General features: G+C 57.4%; 18 protein-coding genes. All 18 read left to right on the top strand.

Going from position 1 to position 18358, the window contains the following annotated elements; translation table 11 throughout:
* Window positions 1-439: 439 nt before the first annotated feature.
* The 18 genes from JRF57_14575 (at window position 440) to JRF57_14490 (ending at window position 18278) form a co-directional block, all read left to right on the top strand.
* Entirely contained in the window at window positions 440-934 is a 495-nt protein-coding gene (locus JRF57_14575; protein MBW2304925.1) for a rubrerythrin family protein, read from the top strand.
* 83 nt (window positions 935-1017) lie between these two features.
* On the top strand, window positions 1018-1227 hold the full coding sequence (locus JRF57_14570; protein ID MBW2304924.1) for a rubredoxin: 210 nt from the start codon (window positions 1018-1020) through the stop codon (window positions 1225-1227).
* Between the two features lie 109 nt (window positions 1228-1336).
* On the top strand, window positions 1337-1756 hold the full coding sequence (locus tag JRF57_14565; GenBank protein MBW2304923.1) for a transcriptional repressor: 420 nt from the start codon (window positions 1337-1339) through the stop codon (window positions 1754-1756).
* 31 nt (window positions 1757-1787) lie between these two features.
* Window positions 1788-2363 (top strand): rubrerythrin family protein, encoded by a 576-nt coding sequence (locus JRF57_14560; protein MBW2304922.1) that lies wholly within the window; start codon window positions 1788-1790, stop codon window positions 2361-2363.
* A gap of 90 nt (window positions 2364-2453) precedes the next feature.
* Window positions 2454-2828, top strand: a complete 375-nt coding sequence (locus JRF57_14555; protein ID MBW2304921.1) for a desulfoferrodoxin — start codon at window positions 2454-2456, stop codon at window positions 2826-2828.
* A 122-nt stretch (window positions 2829-2950) separates the two neighbouring features.
* On the top strand, window positions 2951-3136 hold the full coding sequence (locus JRF57_14550) for a hypothetical protein (protein ID MBW2304920.1): 186 nt from the start codon (window positions 2951-2953) through the stop codon (window positions 3134-3136).
* Between the two features lie 36 nt (window positions 3137-3172).
* Window positions 3173-3610: an FprA family A-type flavoprotein gene (locus JRF57_14545; GenBank protein ID MBW2304919.1), complete on the top strand. Its 438-nt coding sequence runs from the start codon at window positions 3173-3175 to the stop codon at window positions 3608-3610.
* 127 nt (window positions 3611-3737) lie between these two features.
* The gene (locus tag JRF57_14540; protein MBW2304918.1) at window positions 3738-3923 is read left to right on the top strand and encodes a hypothetical protein; all 186 of its coding nucleotides are present in this window, start codon (window positions 3738-3740) and stop codon (window positions 3921-3923) included.
* A gap of 236 nt (window positions 3924-4159) precedes the next feature.
* Window positions 4160-6133 (top strand): anaerobic carbon-monoxide dehydrogenase catalytic subunit, encoded by a 1974-nt coding sequence (gene cooS, locus JRF57_14535; GenBank protein MBW2304917.1) that lies wholly within the window; start codon window positions 4160-4162, stop codon window positions 6131-6133.
* A 340-nt stretch (window positions 6134-6473) separates the two neighbouring features.
* A complete protein-coding gene (locus tag JRF57_14530) occupies window positions 6474-6635 on the top strand; it encodes a rubredoxin (protein ID MBW2304916.1) in 162 nt (53 codons plus the stop codon).
* Window positions 6636-6644: 9 nt separating this feature from the next.
* Complete coding sequence (locus JRF57_14525; protein ID MBW2304915.1) at window positions 6645-7745, top strand: PAS domain S-box protein; 1101 nt, start codon at window positions 6645-6647, stop codon at window positions 7743-7745.
* Between the two features lie 65 nt (window positions 7746-7810).
* On the top strand, window positions 7811-8995 hold the full coding sequence (locus JRF57_14520; GenBank protein ID MBW2304914.1) for an FprA family A-type flavoprotein: 1185 nt from the start codon (window positions 7811-7813) through the stop codon (window positions 8993-8995).
* A gap of 93 nt (window positions 8996-9088) precedes the next feature.
* Window positions 9089-10003, top strand: a complete 915-nt coding sequence (gene gnd, locus JRF57_14515) for a decarboxylating 6-phosphogluconate dehydrogenase (GenBank protein MBW2304913.1) — start codon at window positions 9089-9091, stop codon at window positions 10001-10003.
* A 258-nt stretch (window positions 10004-10261) separates the two neighbouring features.
* A complete protein-coding gene (gene zwf, locus JRF57_14510; GenBank protein MBW2304912.1) occupies window positions 10262-11860 on the top strand; it encodes a glucose-6-phosphate dehydrogenase in 1599 nt (532 codons plus the stop codon).
* Window positions 11861-11907: 47 nt separating this feature from the next.
* The gene (locus JRF57_14505) at window positions 11908-14748 is read left to right on the top strand and encodes a bifunctional transaldolase/phosoglucose isomerase (protein ID MBW2304911.1); all 2841 of its coding nucleotides are present in this window, start codon (window positions 11908-11910) and stop codon (window positions 14746-14748) included.
* A gap of 86 nt (window positions 14749-14834) precedes the next feature.
* Window positions 14835-15866 (top strand): glucokinase, encoded by a 1032-nt coding sequence (gene glk / locus JRF57_14500; protein ID MBW2304910.1) that lies wholly within the window; start codon window positions 14835-14837, stop codon window positions 15864-15866.
* Window positions 15867-16271: 405 nt separating this feature from the next.
* Window positions 16272-17447 carry an NAD(P)/FAD-dependent oxidoreductase gene (locus tag JRF57_14495; GenBank protein ID MBW2304909.1) on the top strand — a complete coding sequence of 392 codons (1176 nt, stop codon included), beginning with the start codon at window positions 16272-16274 and terminating at the stop codon, window positions 17445-17447.
* Window positions 17448-17495: 48 nt separating this feature from the next.
* Window positions 17496-18278: an alpha/beta hydrolase gene (locus JRF57_14490; GenBank protein MBW2304908.1), complete on the top strand. Its 783-nt coding sequence runs from the start codon at window positions 17496-17498 to the stop codon at window positions 18276-18278.
* Window positions 18279-18358: the final 80 nt, after the last annotated feature.

The raw sequence follows: 18358 nt of genomic DNA, 5'->3' as shown, positions 1-18358 counted from the left end.
CAGGATGCAAGGATTTATGGTCGAAAGCGCCTGATGTCTCCCCTCCCGTCTGAATCCCCCGCCCTTCGTTCGCCTCGTTCCGGAAAATTTTCAACAGACACCTGATCAAGCCCCCTACCTACCCTGATTAATCCGACCGGCCACTTTTCTTTCCGGGCCACCCGGACTTCTTCTTCTCCTTTCCCGCCGGACGGGTTTTCCGATCCCCCCATGCCGAACCCGGGGGAAGGTCATATTGTTATGGGCCCCGTAAATCCGGTCTTTTCCTGCGCGAAATACGCTGTTTACCCCATTTCACCTTAAGGTCCCGAGTATTACCCTATGAGACATTGCAATTTGCCGGAGATCATTCCACGGATTCGATTCTCCGTGTGTGCAGGGTCTCCGGAGCGCCCCTTTCACGAAAACAAAAACCTAAACTTATGGAAGGAGTCATTCGATGAGCAAAACAGAGCAGAATCTGAAAGAGGCATTTGCAGGAGAATCTCAGGCCAACCGTCGATACCTCGCCTTCGCCGATCAGGCTGAAAAGGAGGGAAAGCTGCAGGTGGCAAAATTATTCAAGGCGGCCGCTGCGGCGGAAACCGTTCATGCCCACTCCCATCTCCGGGCCTTAAAGGGGGTCCATAATACCCGGGAGAATCTCAAGGAGGCCATTGCCGGGGAAACCCATGAATTCACCAAGATGTACCCCCAGATGATAGAGGATGCCAAGGAAGAAGGGAACAGGATCGCTGAGCGAAGCTTCACATATGCCAATGCCGTTGAAAAGGTTCATGCGGACTTGTACCAGAAGGCTTTGGACCATATAGAGGATCTTGAGGAGGTGGATTATTACGTCTGCTCAGTTTGCGGGTATACTTGCGAAAAAGAGCCCCCGGAGAAGTGTCCTGTTTGTGGGGCCACACCCAAGGCCTTTTTCAAACCATATTGAGATGAGGCCGGGGAAAGAAGGTTCTGCCGATAATCACGGACCGGGGAGATCCCCTTGGATTCAAAAGGAACAATGGTGAAATCATGGCCCAGCCTGAAGATATGTGGCAATGCCAGACAATAAATTGCGGTTACATCTATGACCCGGACAGGGGGGACAGGAAGGGAAAGATCCCGAAAGGGACCCGCTTCGAGGACCTGCCCGAGGACTGGAAATGTCCGGTATGCGGGGCAGGGAGAAAGATGTTTCGTCCCCTTGCAGGACCCGGTTCGGTTGCGGAGGAGGGAAGCTGAACCCGCCGGAACGGGTCTCCTCCCTTATGACTTTTTCGATTTAATCCTTGATAGGGCTTTTTCATGTATGGATAATAGTAATTATTCCTAATAACGCATCCTGGAATCTATGGGCACTGACAAAAAATATCGGATGACGGATCAACGCCGGGTAATCCTGGAGGAGGTCCGGAAAAGTTGCGATCACCCTACAGCCGACGAAATATATGAAAGGGTGAAGAGGCGGCTGCCTCGAATCAGCTTGGGCACCGTGTACCGGAACCTGGACATGCTGGCCGGCAGCGGGCTTATCAAGAAGCTGGAACCGGGCCGCACATTGATGCGCTATGACGGAAATACGTCCCAACATTATCACACCATATGCGTTCGTTGCGGAAAAGTGGATGACACCCCGGTTGAACCGGTTAGAAGCACCTTGGATCTTCTCGAGAAGGTTGTGGGGAAACTGACTCGGTACGGAATCTTCGGACACAAACTCGAATTCCTGGGACTTTGCAAGGATTGCAGAGTACGGGAAGACGAAGATTAGAAAAAAATCAAAAGGATGGAGGAAAAAGACCATGCCGGAACTCAAGGGAAGCCAAACGGAAAAAAATCTGCTTACCGCCTTTGCGGGTGAATCCCAGGCCCGGAACCGATACACATACTTCGCGAGCCAGGCCAGAAAAGACGGTTATGTGCAGATCGCCGACATCTTCGAAGAGACGGCCAACCAGGAACGGGAACACGCCAAGCGGCTTTTCAAATTCCTGGAAGGCGGTGAAGTGGAGGTGAAGGCGAGTTTTCCTGCGGGTGTCATCGGCACCACTGTGGAAAATCTGCTGGCCGCCGCACAAGGTGAACACTACGAGTATACGGAGATGTACCCGTCCTTTGCCGATACGGCCGAAAGTGAGGGATTCACCGAAATCGCAGGGGTATTCAGGGCTATTGCCGTGGCCGAAAAACAGCACGAGAAAAGGTACAGGGAACTCGCAGCCAACATTCAAAACGGCCGAGTCTTCAAACGGGATTCAGAAGTGGTCTGGCGGTGCAGGAACTGCGGGTATCTCCACAAGGGCACTGAGGCCCCGGAGACCTGCCCTGCCTGCGCTCATCCACAGGCCCATTTCGAGTTGCTGGGGGAGAACTGGTAGGGCTGATCTCCTTGCACATCCCCTGGTTTCCTTCTCATTTTGCCGGGGGGCGGAACGAAAAACACAAATGAGATGGAAGGAGGACTGAAAATGGCCGAGAAACTCCAGATTTACAAGTGTGAAAAGTGCGGAAACATTGTCGAAGTCTTGCATGGTGGTAAGGGAGAACTGGTTTGCTGCGGTGAACCCATGAAACTCTTCGTTGAGAACACGGTGGATGCCGCCAGGGAGAAACATGTTCCTGTGGTAGAGAAGACCTCCGATGGTTTTCTGGTCAAGGTGGGCGGCGTTGCCCATCCAATGGAGGAAAAGCACTACATCGAGTGGATCGAGCTTATCGCCGACGGCAAGGCTTACAGGCAATTTCTCAATCCCGGGGACAAGCCTGAGGCCTTCTTCAGGATCGATGCAGCCCAGGTGACGGCCCGTGAGTACTGCAACCTTCACGGCCTCTGGAAGGCATGATCGTCGCCCGCGGGTTGAATCGTAGATATTTGATAATATATCCCTGATTGCGGCCGGACCGGGGGTGATCCCGATCAAGAAAGAGACTTCGACCAGGAGTCACGGATCAGGAGGGATTCAAGATGTCCGAGAAGAAATACCGTGTGAGGGCCGAATGCCCCCAGTGTGCATGCGGAACCGTCAGTCACCTGAGTCCTGAAATACTCAGGGAGAAATTCATCGGGGACGAGAAGGAGATCGATGTGCTTTGTCCTCTATGCGGAACCAAACACAAGGGGCGACTAGAAGAAGAGACAGATGGAGAATAACATCCGTCCAAAGGGTTTATGCCGGGAGAGAAGCAAATGGGAAAGGCCCTTTTAGTCTACAGCACGCGGTCCGGTGATACGGAGAGCATCGCGAACCTTATCGCGGAGGGGATCCGGTTCGAGGGCGGGGAGGCAGAAGTGGTGAACGTCCAGGACATCAAAGACAAGGAGGATCTCCTGGGGTACGACGCCTATGTCTTCGGCTCGGCCACTTACCACGGTGAAATGATGCAGCCCATGAAAACCATGCTCTTCCTCGCCGAAAAAGCCGATCTTGAGGGAAAGATCGGCGGTGCCTTCGGTGCCTTTGGCTGGAGCGGGGAGGCCCCGGACCGCATTTTTGATACCATGAAAAATATATACGGGATGAACATGGTCGGTGCACCTTTGAGATTGAAATCGGCCTCGCTACAGGGTGGAACACGGATGGCCCAAGACTACGGCCGTGAGATAGCCAATAAGATGAAAGGTTAAGCTTTCGGGCACGGCCCGCCAGGGCCTTGGCTTCCCGGGGAAGAGAAGGCGGCAAGGTGATTTGAAGCCTACTTGACCTGGAGAGCCTGGAAGCAAAACAACAATCACCCAGGAAGGAGGGCGGCCCATGACGACTCCGCAACATTGCCCGGGGTTTGAGCAACTCAAGCATCTGAAGTCCTTTGTGTGCAAATGCCCGAACTGCGGTAAGGAAAAAGAAATTTTCTCGGATGAGTTCGACAAAAAACATGTCTGCGCGGGTTGCGGACAAGAGATAGACTTTTCCCGCTGCACCCCGGAATCGGGGGCTTAGAAACCCGCCGGATTTTTCGTTCCCGAGGGGCTTATCTGTTTTGATGAAGGCGCGCCCTCCGGCAGGGGGAACCGTTCCTGTTGTGGGGGCGCCCTTACTATGGCAAGTTGCCCGAAATGCAAGCGATAAGGATGCCTTGCGATAGAGGAGAGATGATATATTTTTTTGTTTGTTATTAGTAATAGTTACTAATCTCCATGAAGGGGGTTCCGAATCCTCGTGAAGGAGGAAATGCAATGGACAATGATAAAAAACCAAAAGAAAAAAAGGCCCTGAACATCAAGGATGCCATCCTGTGTGATGCCACCGCCCGGATGCTGGCAAAGGCGGAGAGGGATGGAGTGGAAACGGCCTTTCACCGTGCCGCCGGGATGAAGGCGTGTCCCATTGGGAAGGATTCTGCCTGCTGCAAGCATTGCTCCATGGGTCCCTGCAGGCTGAACGCCGGGGATCCATACAAGAAGGTAGGTGTTTGTGGGGCCACTATCGACACCATAATGGCCCGCAACTTCGCCCGGATGGTGGCAAGCGGTGCAGCTGCCCACACGGACCACGGCATGAGTATGCTGGATGTTTTCAGGGAAGTGGTGAAGGGAAACATCAAGGATTATCACATCAAGGATCCCATCAAGCTTCATGATGTGGCCCGGGAGATCGGCATTGAGGTGGGGGGACGAACCAACGAAGAGATTGCAATGGATCTGTACGATGAACTGGAACGCACCTATACCCAGGTGGAGGGGGAAATCCCTTTTGTCAAGCGGGTGCCGGAAAAGACCCTGGAGACCTGGCGGAAGCACGGTGTCGTCCCCCGGGGAGCCATGCGTGAAATCATGGAGTTGCTCCACCGCACCCACATGGGTGTTGATCAGGACTATGAAAACATCACCAGGCAGTGCAGCCGCACGGCACTGGCAGACGGATGGGGTGGATCAATGGTGGCCACGGAGATTTCCGATATCCTTTTCGGAACCCCCACCCCGGTTCGTGCCGAGGTAAACATGGGATGCCTCAAGGAAGATGAAGTGAATATCATCATACACGGTCACGAACCCAACCTCTTTGAATCCATACTGGACTCGGTAAACGATACCACCTTGATCCAGGCGGCCAAGGATGCCGGAGCCAAGGGGATCAATCTAGTGGGGATGTGCTGCTCCGGAGCCGAGATGCTGTCCCGGCACGGGATTCCTCATGCCGGCAACTTCATGTCCACCGAGGCCGTCATGGTGACAGGCGCTGTTGACGCCATGGGGGTGGATGTACAGTGCATCAAGCAGGGGCTGGCCAAGGTGGCGGATTGCTATGGGACGAAACTTTTCACCACCAACCCAAGGTGCCGCATCGAGGGCGTGGAGCATATCCAGTTCGAAGAGCATGAACCCAGAAAATGCACCGACGCCATAGTTGAGATGGCCATAGTAAGGTTCAAAAACAGGAACAAACCCGTTGAAATCCCAAAGATCAAGAATATGGGAATTCACGGGTTCAGTCACGAGTACATCAATTATATGCTGGGCGGGACCTTCAGGGCTTCCTACACTCCCCTCAACGACAACATAATCAACGGCAGAATCCGAGGGGTGGCCGGCGTGGTCGGGTGCACCAATCCAAGGGTGAAGCAGGACTGGGTCCACGTGGAATTGGTCAAGGAGCTTATCAAGAACGACGTGCTGGTTGTGCAGACGGGGTGCTCCCAGATTGCCCTGGCCAAGGCCGGGCTTTACACCCCGGAGGCTGCCCATTTCGCGGGGGCAGGGCTTAGGGAGGTATGCGAGGCCGTGGGCATGCCGCCGGTGCTGGGCCTGGGATCTTGTGTGGACAACAGCAGGATTCTGACCGCCTGCTCCGAAATGGTTCGGGTGGGAGGTCTGGGGGATAGCATCGCGGATCTGCCGGTCGTAGGTGCGGCACCCGAGTGGATGAGCGAAAAGGCCATTTCCATCGGGCACTACTTTGTGGCTTCTGGGGTGTTCACGGTTTTCGGCGTCACCTTTCCTATCATCGAAGAGACCAGGTTCCACCGGCTCCTCTTCGAGGGTCTGGAGAAGCAGGGATTCGGTAAATGGGGCTTCACGAGCGATCCTTTCGAAATGGCCGGGATGATGATCGCCCACATAGACGAAAAGCGGAAGGCCTTGGGGATCGATAGGGCCAGGGAAAGGGTCCTCATGGACATGGCCGACCGCCGGGCCATGGAGGCCGCCTGAGATTTCATTCGCCTTCGTCGGGATACCCTGCAGCCTGGCTGCAGGGAGGAACGGCGGGGTGAACTCCGTCGAAATTCCGCCTGAAGACACCTTGCTGCCCGTAGTGCCATTGAAAAGCTTATCCTTGATTTGGCCCTGGGAGTAGGATAGTCTAGATATTTAATCCGGATTATGCAATTGCCGAGTTTGCCGAAGATGCAAGGCGTAAGGTGCGAAGACGTACTTTTAGTACTTCAAGCGCCTTGCACTTGCCTGCCTCGGGCAGGTCTCCAGAAAACTCGGAAATCCTCAATTTAGGCAGTAGTAAGACCATTTCAAACTGATCAGGGAGGTAATGAGGATGGAGAAGTACGTTTGCACGGTATGCGGTTATGTTTATGATCCCGCCAACGGCGATCCCGACAACGGGGTTGATCCAGGAACCTCTTTCGAGGACCTTCCGGACGACTGGACCTGCCCTGTATGCGGGGCCACCAAGGACCAGTTTGAAAAGGAAGATTAAGATGGGAGCATGAGGGCCGATCCTCACGATCAGGACAAAGAACTGGTGGTTCTCAGGAGTGCGGTCGAGAATACCAACGAGGCCTTTGTCACGATAGACGGCGCCCACAGGGTCGTATTCTTCAACAGGGCGGCGGAGGCGATGTTCGGTTACAGCCGGGAAGAGGTGCTTGGCCGCGACCTGGACATCATAATGTCCCCCCGCTGCAGCAACGGACACAGGGAGGCCGTGGAGCGCTACATTCGCACAGGCGTTCCCGGAAAAATCGGACACGGGTCGGAACTCACGGCCACCCGCAAGAGCGGGGAGACCTTTCCGGCCCACATCTCATTTTCCGTGTCCCACGTGCAGGGTCGACCCTATTTCACCGCGATCGTCAAGGATCTCACGGAAACCAAGGCCCTCGAAGAACGAATGGCCCGGTCCGAGCGTCTCTCCGCCCTGGGCCGCTTCGTTGCTGAAATCACCCACGAGATCAAGAATTCGCTCATGCTCATCGGGGGGTTTGCCCGGCAGTTGATCCGGGATCCATCCAACGAGAAGTCCCTCAAGAAACTGGAGGTCATTGCAGAGGAAGTAGAGCGTTTGGAAAACCTCCTCAGAGAACTGGGCGAATTTTACAACCCCAAACCCCTCTCGCCTGAACCGATGGATCTCAATGCCCTGCTCCGTCATGTCTACATGCTCGTTAAGGGCGATTGCAGGGAGAGAAAAATCCGGGTGAAACTGGATACAGTTCCCGCCTCCCTGATCGTAAACGGAGACCGGGGTAAATTGGAGCAGGTCTTTCTCAACCTGGCCAGGAATTCCATAGAATCCATGGAAGAAGAGGGCGAACTGATCATCCGTTCCCGCGCCAAAGGGGACCGGGCCGAGGTAACCGTGAGCGACAACGGGTGCGGCATTCCCCCTGAAGACATGGAGAAGATCTTCTCCCCTTTTTTCACCACCAAGCGGGAGGGGAGCGGGCTGGGGCTCAGCATTTCCAAGAGAATCGTGGAAGAGCATGAGGGAAGCACTTTTTCCCTGAAAAGCGAACCGGGGAAAGGGACGTCATTCACCATCACCATGCCTCTTCAACAGGGGAAGAACGATTCCATAATCCCTTGAGTTCCCGGCCCCCAATGGACAAGAGAAAACACCTTCCACTACGCAACAAGCAGGAGGAATTTGCAATGAAGCCGATAGAGATCGTTAAAGATATTTACTGGGTCGGTGCTGTTGACTGGAATATCAGAGACTTTCACGGCTATTCCACGGAAAACGGAAGCACTTACAACGCGTACCTCATCCTGGATGAAAAGATCACACTTATTGATACGGTGAAAAAGGGATTCGAAGAGCAGTTGTTCGACAACATCGGACAATTGATCGATCCAAGGAAAATCGATTACGTGATCAGCAACCATACTGAGATGGATCATAGCGGGGGGCTGCCCAGGGTCATGCACAGGGTAGGAGAGGACAAGCCCCTCTTTTGCTCCCAGATGGGTTTCAAGAATCTCTCCCGCCATTTCTCCCAGCAGTGGAACTACCACCCCGTTGAAAACGGGGGCACCCTGAATATCGGGAAGAGGACCCTGACCTTCCTGGAGACCCGTATGTTGCACTGGCCCGACAGCATGTTTACATACAGCCCTGAGGACAGGATCCTCTTCTCAAGCGACGCCTTCGGCCAACACTATGCAGGCCCGGAACGGTTCGACGATGAGATCGGAGAAGCGATCATGCCCCATGCCAAAAAGTACTTCGCGAACATCCTTCTCCTTTATGCTCCCCTGGTCCTCAAACTCGTGGAAAAGGTGCAAGAGATGGGGATCGCCCTCGACATGGTCCTGCCTGACCACGGCGTGATGTGGAGGAAAGACCCCATGAAGGTAGTGAATGCTTATGTGGAATGGTCCCGGCAGGAGCCGCAGCGAAAGGCCGTCATCGTCTATGACACCATGTGGCACAGCACGGAAAGGATGGCCGAAGCCCTGGCCCATGCCCTTTCCGAAGAGGGAGTATATGCAAAGCCTTTTCATTTGAGGTCCTGCCACCGGAGCGATGTGATGACGGAGGTGCTGGATGCCGGGGCGGTCATCGTGGGTTCCCCTACCCTCAATAACGGACTTTTTCCATCGGTAAGCGACTTTCTCACCTACATGAAGGGGCTCAAACCCCAGAACAAGATCGGTGCGGCCTTCGGTTCCTACGGGTGGAGCGGAGAGGCCGTGAGCCTGATATCCAAAGAATTTGAAAAGATGAAATTCAAGATCGTGGAACCGGGCCTCCGAATTCAGTATGTGCCGGACGCCAAGGGTCTTGAGGCCTGCCGTGAACTCGCATCAAGGATCGCGCGGGAGCTGCCTCGATAGCCCCCTGGAGGGGCTGCATCCCCCGGGAAAGTGCCCGGACTATACCTCTGTTTCCCGTAAGGGCGGCAATTCCCAAAAAAGGGAGGAACCCCCATGGATATCGCCATGATCGGCCTGGGCCGGATGGGTATGAACATGGCTAGACGCCTCATGCGGGGAGGCCATCGGGTGGTGGCCTACAACCGCTCGCCGGAGAAGACCGACCGCCTGGTCGCGGAAGGGGCGGTCGGGGCCTATTCCCTCCGGGAAGTCGTCCAAAAGCTGCCTGTTCCCAGAATCGCCTGGATCATGCTCCCCGCCGGATCGGCCGTGGAAGAGCAAGTTTTACGGCTCCGGGATCTCCTATCCCCTGGAGACATTGTCGTCGATGGGGGCAATACGGACTACAAGGATGATCTTCGGCGGGCCGAAGCCCTTAAGAAGAAGGGCGTTCACTTTCTGGACGTGGGGGTGAGCGGGGGCGTTTGGGGTCTTGAAAAGGGGTTCTGCCTGATGATAGGCGGCGATGAGACGGCCTTCCGGACTATAGAACCCCTCCTTGAGACGCTGGCTCCCCCTGAGGGTTATCTCTATTGCGGGCCGATCGGCGCCGGACACTTCGTCAAGATGGTCCATAACGGCATCGAGTACGGCATGATGGAGGCCTATGGTGAGGGGTTCCACATCCTCGAGGAATCGCCTTATGGGAAAACCCTGGACTATTCCAGGCTGGCCCGCCTTTGGAACCGGGGAAGCGTTATTCGCTCCTGGCTCCTGGAGCTGGCCGAGTCCTTCTTTGCCAGGGACGGAAAGCTCGAAAGAATACGGGGCTACGTGGAGGATTCCGGCGAGGGGCGATGGACGGTCCGACAGGCCATTGAGCTGGGGGTTCCCGCCCCGGTGATCACCCTCTCCCTGATGGAAAGATTCAGGTCCAGGAATGAAGACCGTTTCGCCGACAGAGTCATCGCCGCCCTTCGGCGGGAGTTCGGCGGGCACGCCGTTCGCCCCCGGGAAGGAGATGACTAGATAGTGTCTATCCATAAATGAGAAAATTTGTGCAAGGTCAAGGAAGGCGAAAATTTTGAATACATTGAAGTATTTCGAGGATTAAAATTTGTCCGCGCTGCGCTTGGACTCCCCACCCTTCGGGCGGGTCCCCGGTTTGAGCCTGACGCAGAGATTGCGGAAATTGGCCATTTTATGGATGGACACTAGATAGGGAAGTCTGCTTACGGCGGTTCGATCCGGGAAGCATGGTAACTGATGGTCATTTCCGGAGAAAACATGGAAAGAGTCGATTTTGAGACTCAGAACGGAAAGGAAATCGAGGCAGCGGCAACGGCACCCGATCTCCATGTTCCCCGGGCTTCCTGCATCCTGGAGAAGAGCCCCGATCCCTGCACCCTTGTGATCCTTGGGGCCTCGGGCGATCTCACCGCCAGGAAAGTAATCCCCGCCCTTTTCAGCCTTCACCGAAACGGTGGTCTCCCCCGGCCCTGCCGGGTCGTAGGGTGTGCCAGGACCCAACTCAACGACGAGACCTTCAGGGACAGGATGAAGGAGGCCCTTGCGGCCTCCGGCGGATGGGACGAGGGAAAGTGGGATGACTTTTCAGGGCAGCTTCACTACCGGACTCTCGATTACGAAAACTTGTCCGATTTCCGGGAACTGTCGGAATACCTGGAGACCCTGGACAAGGCCCATGGAACCGGGGGAAACCGTATCTTTTACTTCGCCGTGCCCCCGAATCTCTACCCGTCCATCGCCACCATGTTGGGCCGCGCGGGTCTTGCCGCGGGAAGCCGTGAGGGAAAAGGCTGGTCGCGTATAGTAGTGGAAAAGCCCTTCGGCCGGGATCTCGAGAGCGCCATGGAACTTGACCGGACTCTCCACGAATACTTCAGCGAGCACCAAATCTTCCGGATCGACCATTACCTGGCCAAGGAGACCGTCCAGAACCTCCTCATGTTTCGGTTCGCGAATGCCATCTTTGAACCCATCTGGAACCGGCGCTATGTGGATCACGTGAGTATCACAGCGGCCGAGACCCTGGGGGTGGAACACCGGGCGGGATACTATGACCAGGCCGGCATACTCCGGGACATGTTCCAGAATCACATGATGCAACTCCTTGCCCTTACCGCCATGGAGCCCCCGTCCCACTTCGACGCCGATTGCGTGCTTGACGAAAAATCCAAGGTATACCGCTCTCTCAGACCCTTTCCCGTCGGGAACCTCAAGGAGTTTCTGGTCCTGGGCCAGTATGGTGCCGGCAGTATCGGCGGAGAGCGGGTGCCGGCCTACCGGGACGAACCCGGGGTCGACGTCCGGTCCCTGACCCCGACCTTCGCCATGATGAAGGTCTACCTGGACAACTGGCGATGGCAGGGTGTGCCCTTCCACATGACCTCCGGGAAACGCCTCGCCGCAAAGGTCACCCAGATTTCCATCCAGTTCAAGGGGGTCCCCCACTCCCTGTTCAGACAGGTCCTCGGGGAGGACATCGCCTCGAACCGTCTAATCCTTGGGGTCTACCCGGAAGAGAAGATCACCCTGACCTTCCAGACAAAGAACCCGGGAGCAAAGGTGTGCCTGAGGTCCGTCACGATGGACTTCCATTACCACCAGAACTATTCAGGCCCCATGCTGGATGCCTACGAGAAAGTGCTCCTGGACGTGATGCTCGGAGACCACATGCTTTTTTGGAGAGAGGACGGCGTAGAGCTTTGCTGGTCCTTCCTGACTCCCATCATAGAGCAATGCGAGACGTGCGAGGAGCGGGCCGACATGCTCCTGCCTTATGATGCCGGGACCTGGGGCCCCCGGGCCGCGCAGGATCTTCATGCCGGCTATCCCCAGGAAATCAAAACAACACACTCCTGAGGGCGGTCCGCCTTGAACCGAAAACCAACCAGGCAGGAGGGGCGGGTATGAGCAAAATGCACGATCTGGCCCGAACCGGGCAATCCATCTGGTATGATTACATCCGCAGGAACTTCCTTCTTTCGGGGGAATTGAAGTCCCTGATCAGCCAGGGACTTAGGGGCCTCACCTCCAATCCCGCCGTTTTTTGGAAGGCCGTCGCCGGCAGCTCTGACTATGACGATGACCTGAAGAAGTTCGGGAAGGAGAAGTCTCCCCGGGAGCTATATGAAATGCTGCTCCTCAAAGACATCGCAACGGCGGCGGACTTGTTTCTTCCGGTATACGAGTCCACGAAGGGGAGAGACGGCTTCGTGAGCCTGGAAGTGGATCCAGGGCTTTCGAACGATACTGAAGGGACGGTCTCGGAGGCCAAGAGGTTGTTCGAGGCCCTGGGCCGCCCCAACGTTATGATCAAGGTCCCGGCCACCCCGGCAGGCATTCCCGCCGTCTTCGAGTTGATTGCCTCCGGGGTCAATGTCAACGTCACCCTGCTTTTCAGCATCGAGGTCTACCGCTCTGTCGCCGATGCCTATATCAGGGGTCTCGAAACCCTGGCCCAAGAGGGCCCGACCGTTCGGGGCGGATTGCCCGTAGACGCCGTCTCCTCGGTGGCCTCCTTTTTCCTGAGCCGGGTGGACACGGCCGTGGACCGGGCCCTGGAGACCGCGGGGAACAGGGAGATCCAGGGCAAGATCGGCATCGCCAACGCCAAGCTCGCCCACCTGGAGTTCCAGGACCTCTTCAGCGGGAGGGCCTGGGACAGGCTTTCCGCCCGGGGCGCCCGCGTCCAGAGGCTGCTCTGGGCCGGCACGGCCACCAAGAATCCCCTTTACCCCGACACCCTTTACGTGGATCAGCTCATCGGTCCCGACACGGTGACCACCCTTACCCCCGCCACTCTACGGGCCTTCCTGGATCACGGAACGGTTTCCGAGACCTTAACCCGGGGGATCGAGGAGGTGACCGAATCCCTTCGTAAACTAGCAGACTTAGGCATCGACCTGAACCGGATCAACCGTGGTCTGTTGGAGGAAGGGCTGGAGACCTTTGTTCAGTCCTTTCAGTCCATGTTAAAGGGCATTTCCGAAAAACTGGACCGCCTCTTTTCCGGAAAAAAGGTTTATTCGGCCCACCTGGGCAACGATGGGGAGAGGGTGAAGGAGGGGCTCAAACACCTCCGGGATGAAAAGGTCATGGACCGGATCTGGGTCCATGATTACAGGGTCTGGAAGGAAGACCCCTCAGAGATCACCAACCGGTTGGGCTGGCTTTACAGCCCGGATATCATGCCGGAGCGCCTGGGGGAGATCACCGAATTCGTGGAGGGAGTCCGGGAAGAGGGACTGACCTCAGTCCTGCTCCTGGGAATGGGAGGTTCCAGCCTTGCCCCCGAGACCTTTCGAAAGGTGTTTGGAGCCGGGAAAGGCTTCCTGGATCTCACCGTTCTCGACAGTACCGACCCCGGGGCCGTCCTTGCCTGCGAGCGTGAGCATGATCCGAAAAAGACCCTCTACCTCGTTTCCACCAAGTCAGGCGGCACCGTGGAGACCCTTTCCTTCATGAACTACTTCTTCAACCGGGCCGCGGCCGCCTTGGGACCCAAAGAAGCGGCCGCCCACTTCGCGGCCATTACCGACCCGGGCAGTTCCCTGGAGGAGAGGGCCCGGAAACTCGGTTTCAGAAAAGTCTTCTTGAACGATCCTCGTATCGGCGGGAGGTATTCCGCCCTATCTTTTTTCGGCTTGGTCCCTGCGGCCCTCGTGGGCGTGGATGTGGCCGAAATCCTGGAACGAGCGGCCCTCGTGGCCCGCAACTGTGAGGGATGCAACTGTCCCCTCGGCGGAGACAACACCGGGGCGCGGCTGGGGGCCGCAATGGGGATCCTTGCCCCCAGGGGACGGGACAAGCTGACCCTGATTACCTCTCCTTCACTCGAACCTTTTGGCCCATGGGTGGAACAGCTCATCGCCGAGAGCACCGGCAAGGAGGGGAAGGGCATATTGCCTGTCACGGGCGAACCCCTCCTTGATCCGGGGGACTATTCCGCCGACCGCCTCTTCGTCTCCATGGTGCTGGAAGGGGATGAGACCTTTGATTCCCCCCTTCGGGCCCTGGAGCGGTCCGGTCATCCGGTGATCCGGATCCTCCTCCGGGATCTCTATGACCTGGGGGGTGAATTCTTCCGCTGGGAGATGGCCACGGCCGTGGCCGGGCATTTTCTGGGAATCAACCCCTTTGATCAACCCAACGTGGAATCGGCCAAGGTCCTGGCCCGAAAAATGGTGGCTGATTACCGGGAGAAAGGCTATCTCCCGGAGCCGGCTCCCGCCCTCGTCTCCTCCGGCATCCGGGTCTACGGCGATACCGGGGCCGGGGATCCGGTAGCCGCCCTGCGGGAGTTCCTGGAGCGGGCCGATCCCGGGGAGGGAGATCCCCCGGCCGGGAGGAGTTACGTGTCGATACAGGCCTTTCTGAAGCCCGATGCCGGGACCACCCGCATCCTTCAAGAACTTCGAGAAAGAATCCAGAAGACCTACCGGCTGGCCACAACCCTGGGATATGGTCCGCGCTTTTTGCACTCCACCGGCCAGCTCCACAAGGGAGACGCCGGCAGGGGTCTTTTCATCCAGTTCACGGCCGATGCGCCCGGGGACGCACCCATACCCGACGGGCCCTTACAGGACGCCTCAGCCCTTTCATTCGGCACTCTAATATCCGCCCAGGCCCTGGGAGACCGGCAGGCCCTCCTTGATGCCGGGCGAAGGATCATCCGGTTTCACCTCGAAGGGGACGTTCCCTCGGGGCTGAAGGGGCTTGTGGAGGGACTGGGAAACCCTGGCCGATAGATTTCAGCTTCCAGTATTTTCTGGGGCCCGGACGGTTTCCGGTAAACCGCGAACCTGGATAAACGGGAAAGAGGAAACAAAGCCGAATGGAGCACACCGGTCAAGACCCGGATCTGGTCCTGGCGGGGGATATCGGGGGGACCAAGACCCACATGGGACTATTCTCCCGGGGGAAAGGGCGGCCGCGCCTGCGGGTGCTGGCCACATACGAGAGCAGGAAGGCGGCGGGCCTGGAGGATCTGGTCGCCCGCTTCATGGCTGAATATCCTTCAGGGGTCAGGGTCGCCTGTTTCGGAATCGCGGGCCCTGTTTCCCGGGGAAGGAGCCGCACGACCAACCTGCCCTGGGTGGTCTCCGAATCCCGTTTGGAGGGCCGTTTCAACCTGGCCTGTGTTCGGCTCCTGAACGACCTGGCCGCAACGGCATGGGCACTGCCCTTGCTCCGGAGCAGGGAGCAAACGCCCATAAATCGAGCCAGGGGAAGGAAGGGCGGCAACCTGGCACTGGTGGCCCCGGGAACGGGCCTCGGGGAGGCCCTCGTGGTCTGGGACGGCAAGGGATACCTGCCCGTTTCTTCCGAGGGCGGGCATGCGGACTTTTCCCCCGGTAGCCGGGATGAAATCGGCCTGTGGGAATACCTCCACGAGCGGTATGGTCACGTGAGCATGGAGCGGATCCTGTCCGGACCCGGCCTCCTGAACCTCTACTCATGGCTCAGGGATTCGGGCCGCTTCGAGGAATCCGCCCGCGTGGCAAAGCGCATCGCAGAGGAAGATCCCCCGCGGGTCATCTCCGAGGAGGGCCTCATGGGGCGGGACCCCCTTTGCAGCAAGGCCCTGGAGCACTTCGTGTCGATCCTGGGGGCCGAGGCAGGAAACCTTGCCCTTAAGAGCCTTGCCCTGGGGGGCGTCTACCTGGGCGGCGGCATCCCACCCAAGATCCTGGAGCGTTTGAAAAACGGTCCCTTCATGGCTGCCTTCACCCGCAAAGGTCGATTCGCAAACCTCATGGAACGTATCCCGGTACGGGTCATCCTGAACCAGAGGGCGGCCCTTCTGGGGGCCGCCCATTACGCCTTTCAATGCCTCTCCGGTCCTTTAGCAGGGAAGACCGGATGAGGGGGCGTTCTTCAATACCTTCGACGCCAGGGGCCGAAGCGGTGACCTCCGGAAGGCCGCTGGGGCCCGGGCCGGGGATTTTGAGGACCACCTTGGTCAATCAGTTGATTCTCGCGGGGTGTCTCCTTGGCATCTCTCCCCGCAGGCCGGCTCCCCTTTGAGGGAGGCTGTAACCCAAAGAACCCTTTCATCAGGAGACCTTTGAAAAACGTTCAATTTTGTTCAAGATCAAGGAAGACGAAAATTTTAACCACAGGAATACATTGAGTATTTCGAGGATTAAAATTTGTCCGCGCTACGCTTGGACTCCCCACCCTTCGGGCGGGTCCCCGGTTTGAGTCTGACGCAGAAATTGAGCAAAAGGGGGCGTTTTTCAAAGGTCTCATCAGGACATGGAGGGACAGCATGAAACAATACCTGATCATCGGAAACGGAGTGGCGGGGACCACCGCGGCCGAGAACATCCGTAAGCTGGACCGGGACGGGGCCATCACCATCCTCACCGATGAACCCCTTCCGTTTTACTGGCGGACCAAGTTGAACGATTTCATCTCGGGAGAGACCGACGAGGCGGCCTTGATCGCGAAAAAGGAAAGCTGGTATGAGGAGAACGCCGTGGACCTTCGGTTGAATACCCGGGTGACCGGCGCGGACGCCGGCAGGAGGCGGGTCCTCACCGGGGACGACAACGAGTTTTCATATGATGTGCTTCTTCTCGCCACCGGAAGCCACTCCTTCGTGCCGCCCATCAAGGGCTCGGACAAACAGGGTGTCTTCGCCCTTCGATCCATCCGGGACGCCCGTGAGATTCTGGGTTGGGCGGAGGCCCGGGAAGAAGCCGTCCTGATCGGCGGGGGGCTCCTCGGACTGGAGACCGGGAAGGCCCTCAGGAAACTGGGGAAAAAGGTCACTGTTGTGGAATTCTTTCCGAGACTCCTGCCCAGGCAACTGGATGAGAACGGGGCCAAGCGGCTCCAGGGCATCATGGAGGAGATGGGCTTTTCCTTCCGCCTCGGGGCCAGGACCGAGGAGATCACGGGAGAGACCCGGGTCAACGGTGTCCGATTGGAAGGAGGGGAGACCCTTTCGGCCGAAATGGTCATCATTTCGGCGGGGGTGCGCCCGAACCTCGATCTTGCCGCCCCCTTGGGACTCATGACGGACAAGGGTGTCAAGGTGGACGAGCGGCTCCAGACCAACGTTCCGGGGGTCTTCGCGGCAGGAGATGTGGCCGAATTCAAAGGAATTCCTTACGGGATCTGGCCCGCGGCCCTGGAACAGGGAAAAATCGCCGGCATCAACATGGCGGGCGGGGAGGCCCGCTATGAGGGAACCACCATGGCCAACACCCTCAAGGTGGTGGGTATCGACCTCGCTTCAGCAGGGGACATCGATGCGGAAGACAAGCGGGAATCCAGGATTGTTCAAGATGACCGCATCTACAGGAAAATCGTCCTTGACAAGGGTCGAATCATCGGCTGTATCATGCTGGGGAACACCACGGGCTTTCACCGGGTGACCAGGATGATGGCCGAGAAAAGGGACGTCTCCCGGATGGTGGATCAAATTCTCGAGCCATAGGACCCCGGCCCCGAAAGGCCTGCCGAACGAAACCCCGGGGGGCTTGCCATGATTATCGAGATCGACGGAATCCCCATACATCTCCAAGAGGAAAAGACCGCGGAGGAAGTGAAACCGCCTGCCCTTTTCTTTATCCACGGCGCCGGGGGGGACTGCTCCCAGTGGAACCGACAGGCCGCCTATTTCCGGCAAACCCACCCGGTCTATCTCCTGGATCTCCCCGGACACGGCAAATCCGGCGGAGGGGGCGAGAAGGAGATCGGGGCCTACGCCGAATGGGTCAGAAAGGTCATTCAGAGGATATCGCCGGACTCACCCATCCTGCTTGTCGGACATTCCATGGGCGGCGCCGTGGTCCAGACCCTGGCACTGGATCCCTGGCAGGGCCTTGCGGGGATCGTGCTGGTGGGAACAGGGGCCAAGCTCGGGGTCCTGCCCGAGATCTTTCGGATGCTCGAAAAGGATCCCGAATCCTTTTTCTGCTCCATCGATGTTGCAGCTTTTCATCCCAAAACCCCCCGCGAGATCCGGGACTCCGTCATCCAGGGCATCCGCCGTTGTCCTCCCCCGGTCATTCACGGGGACTTCACGGCCTGCGACCGGTTCGACATCCGTACCCTGATGGACAAGATCAGTTCTCCTGCACTGATTATTTGCGGGGATCGGGACAAGCTGACGCCGGTGAAATATTCCATGTACTTGAAGGATTCCATCCCTTCCTCACGGCTCGAGATCATACCGGAGGCCGGGCACCAGGTGATGATGGAACAGGCGGATGCATTCAATTCGGCAATGGCCGGGTTCATCGACGGGTTGGGACTTCCGGCTTGAGGACGGGAGCGAAGAGAACATCCGTAGCCTCTGCTTTCCGCTACCTTGATGGAACGACGTGTATACAAGGGTGCCCATAA

The organism is Deltaproteobacteria bacterium (assembly GCA_019310525.1).
GTDB lineage: Bacteria > Desulfobacterota > DSM-4660 > Desulfatiglandales > HGW-15 > JAFDEE01.
The sequence above is the reverse complement of the archived record's forward strand: the minus strand, read 5'-3'. Positions and strand labels throughout refer to the sequence as shown.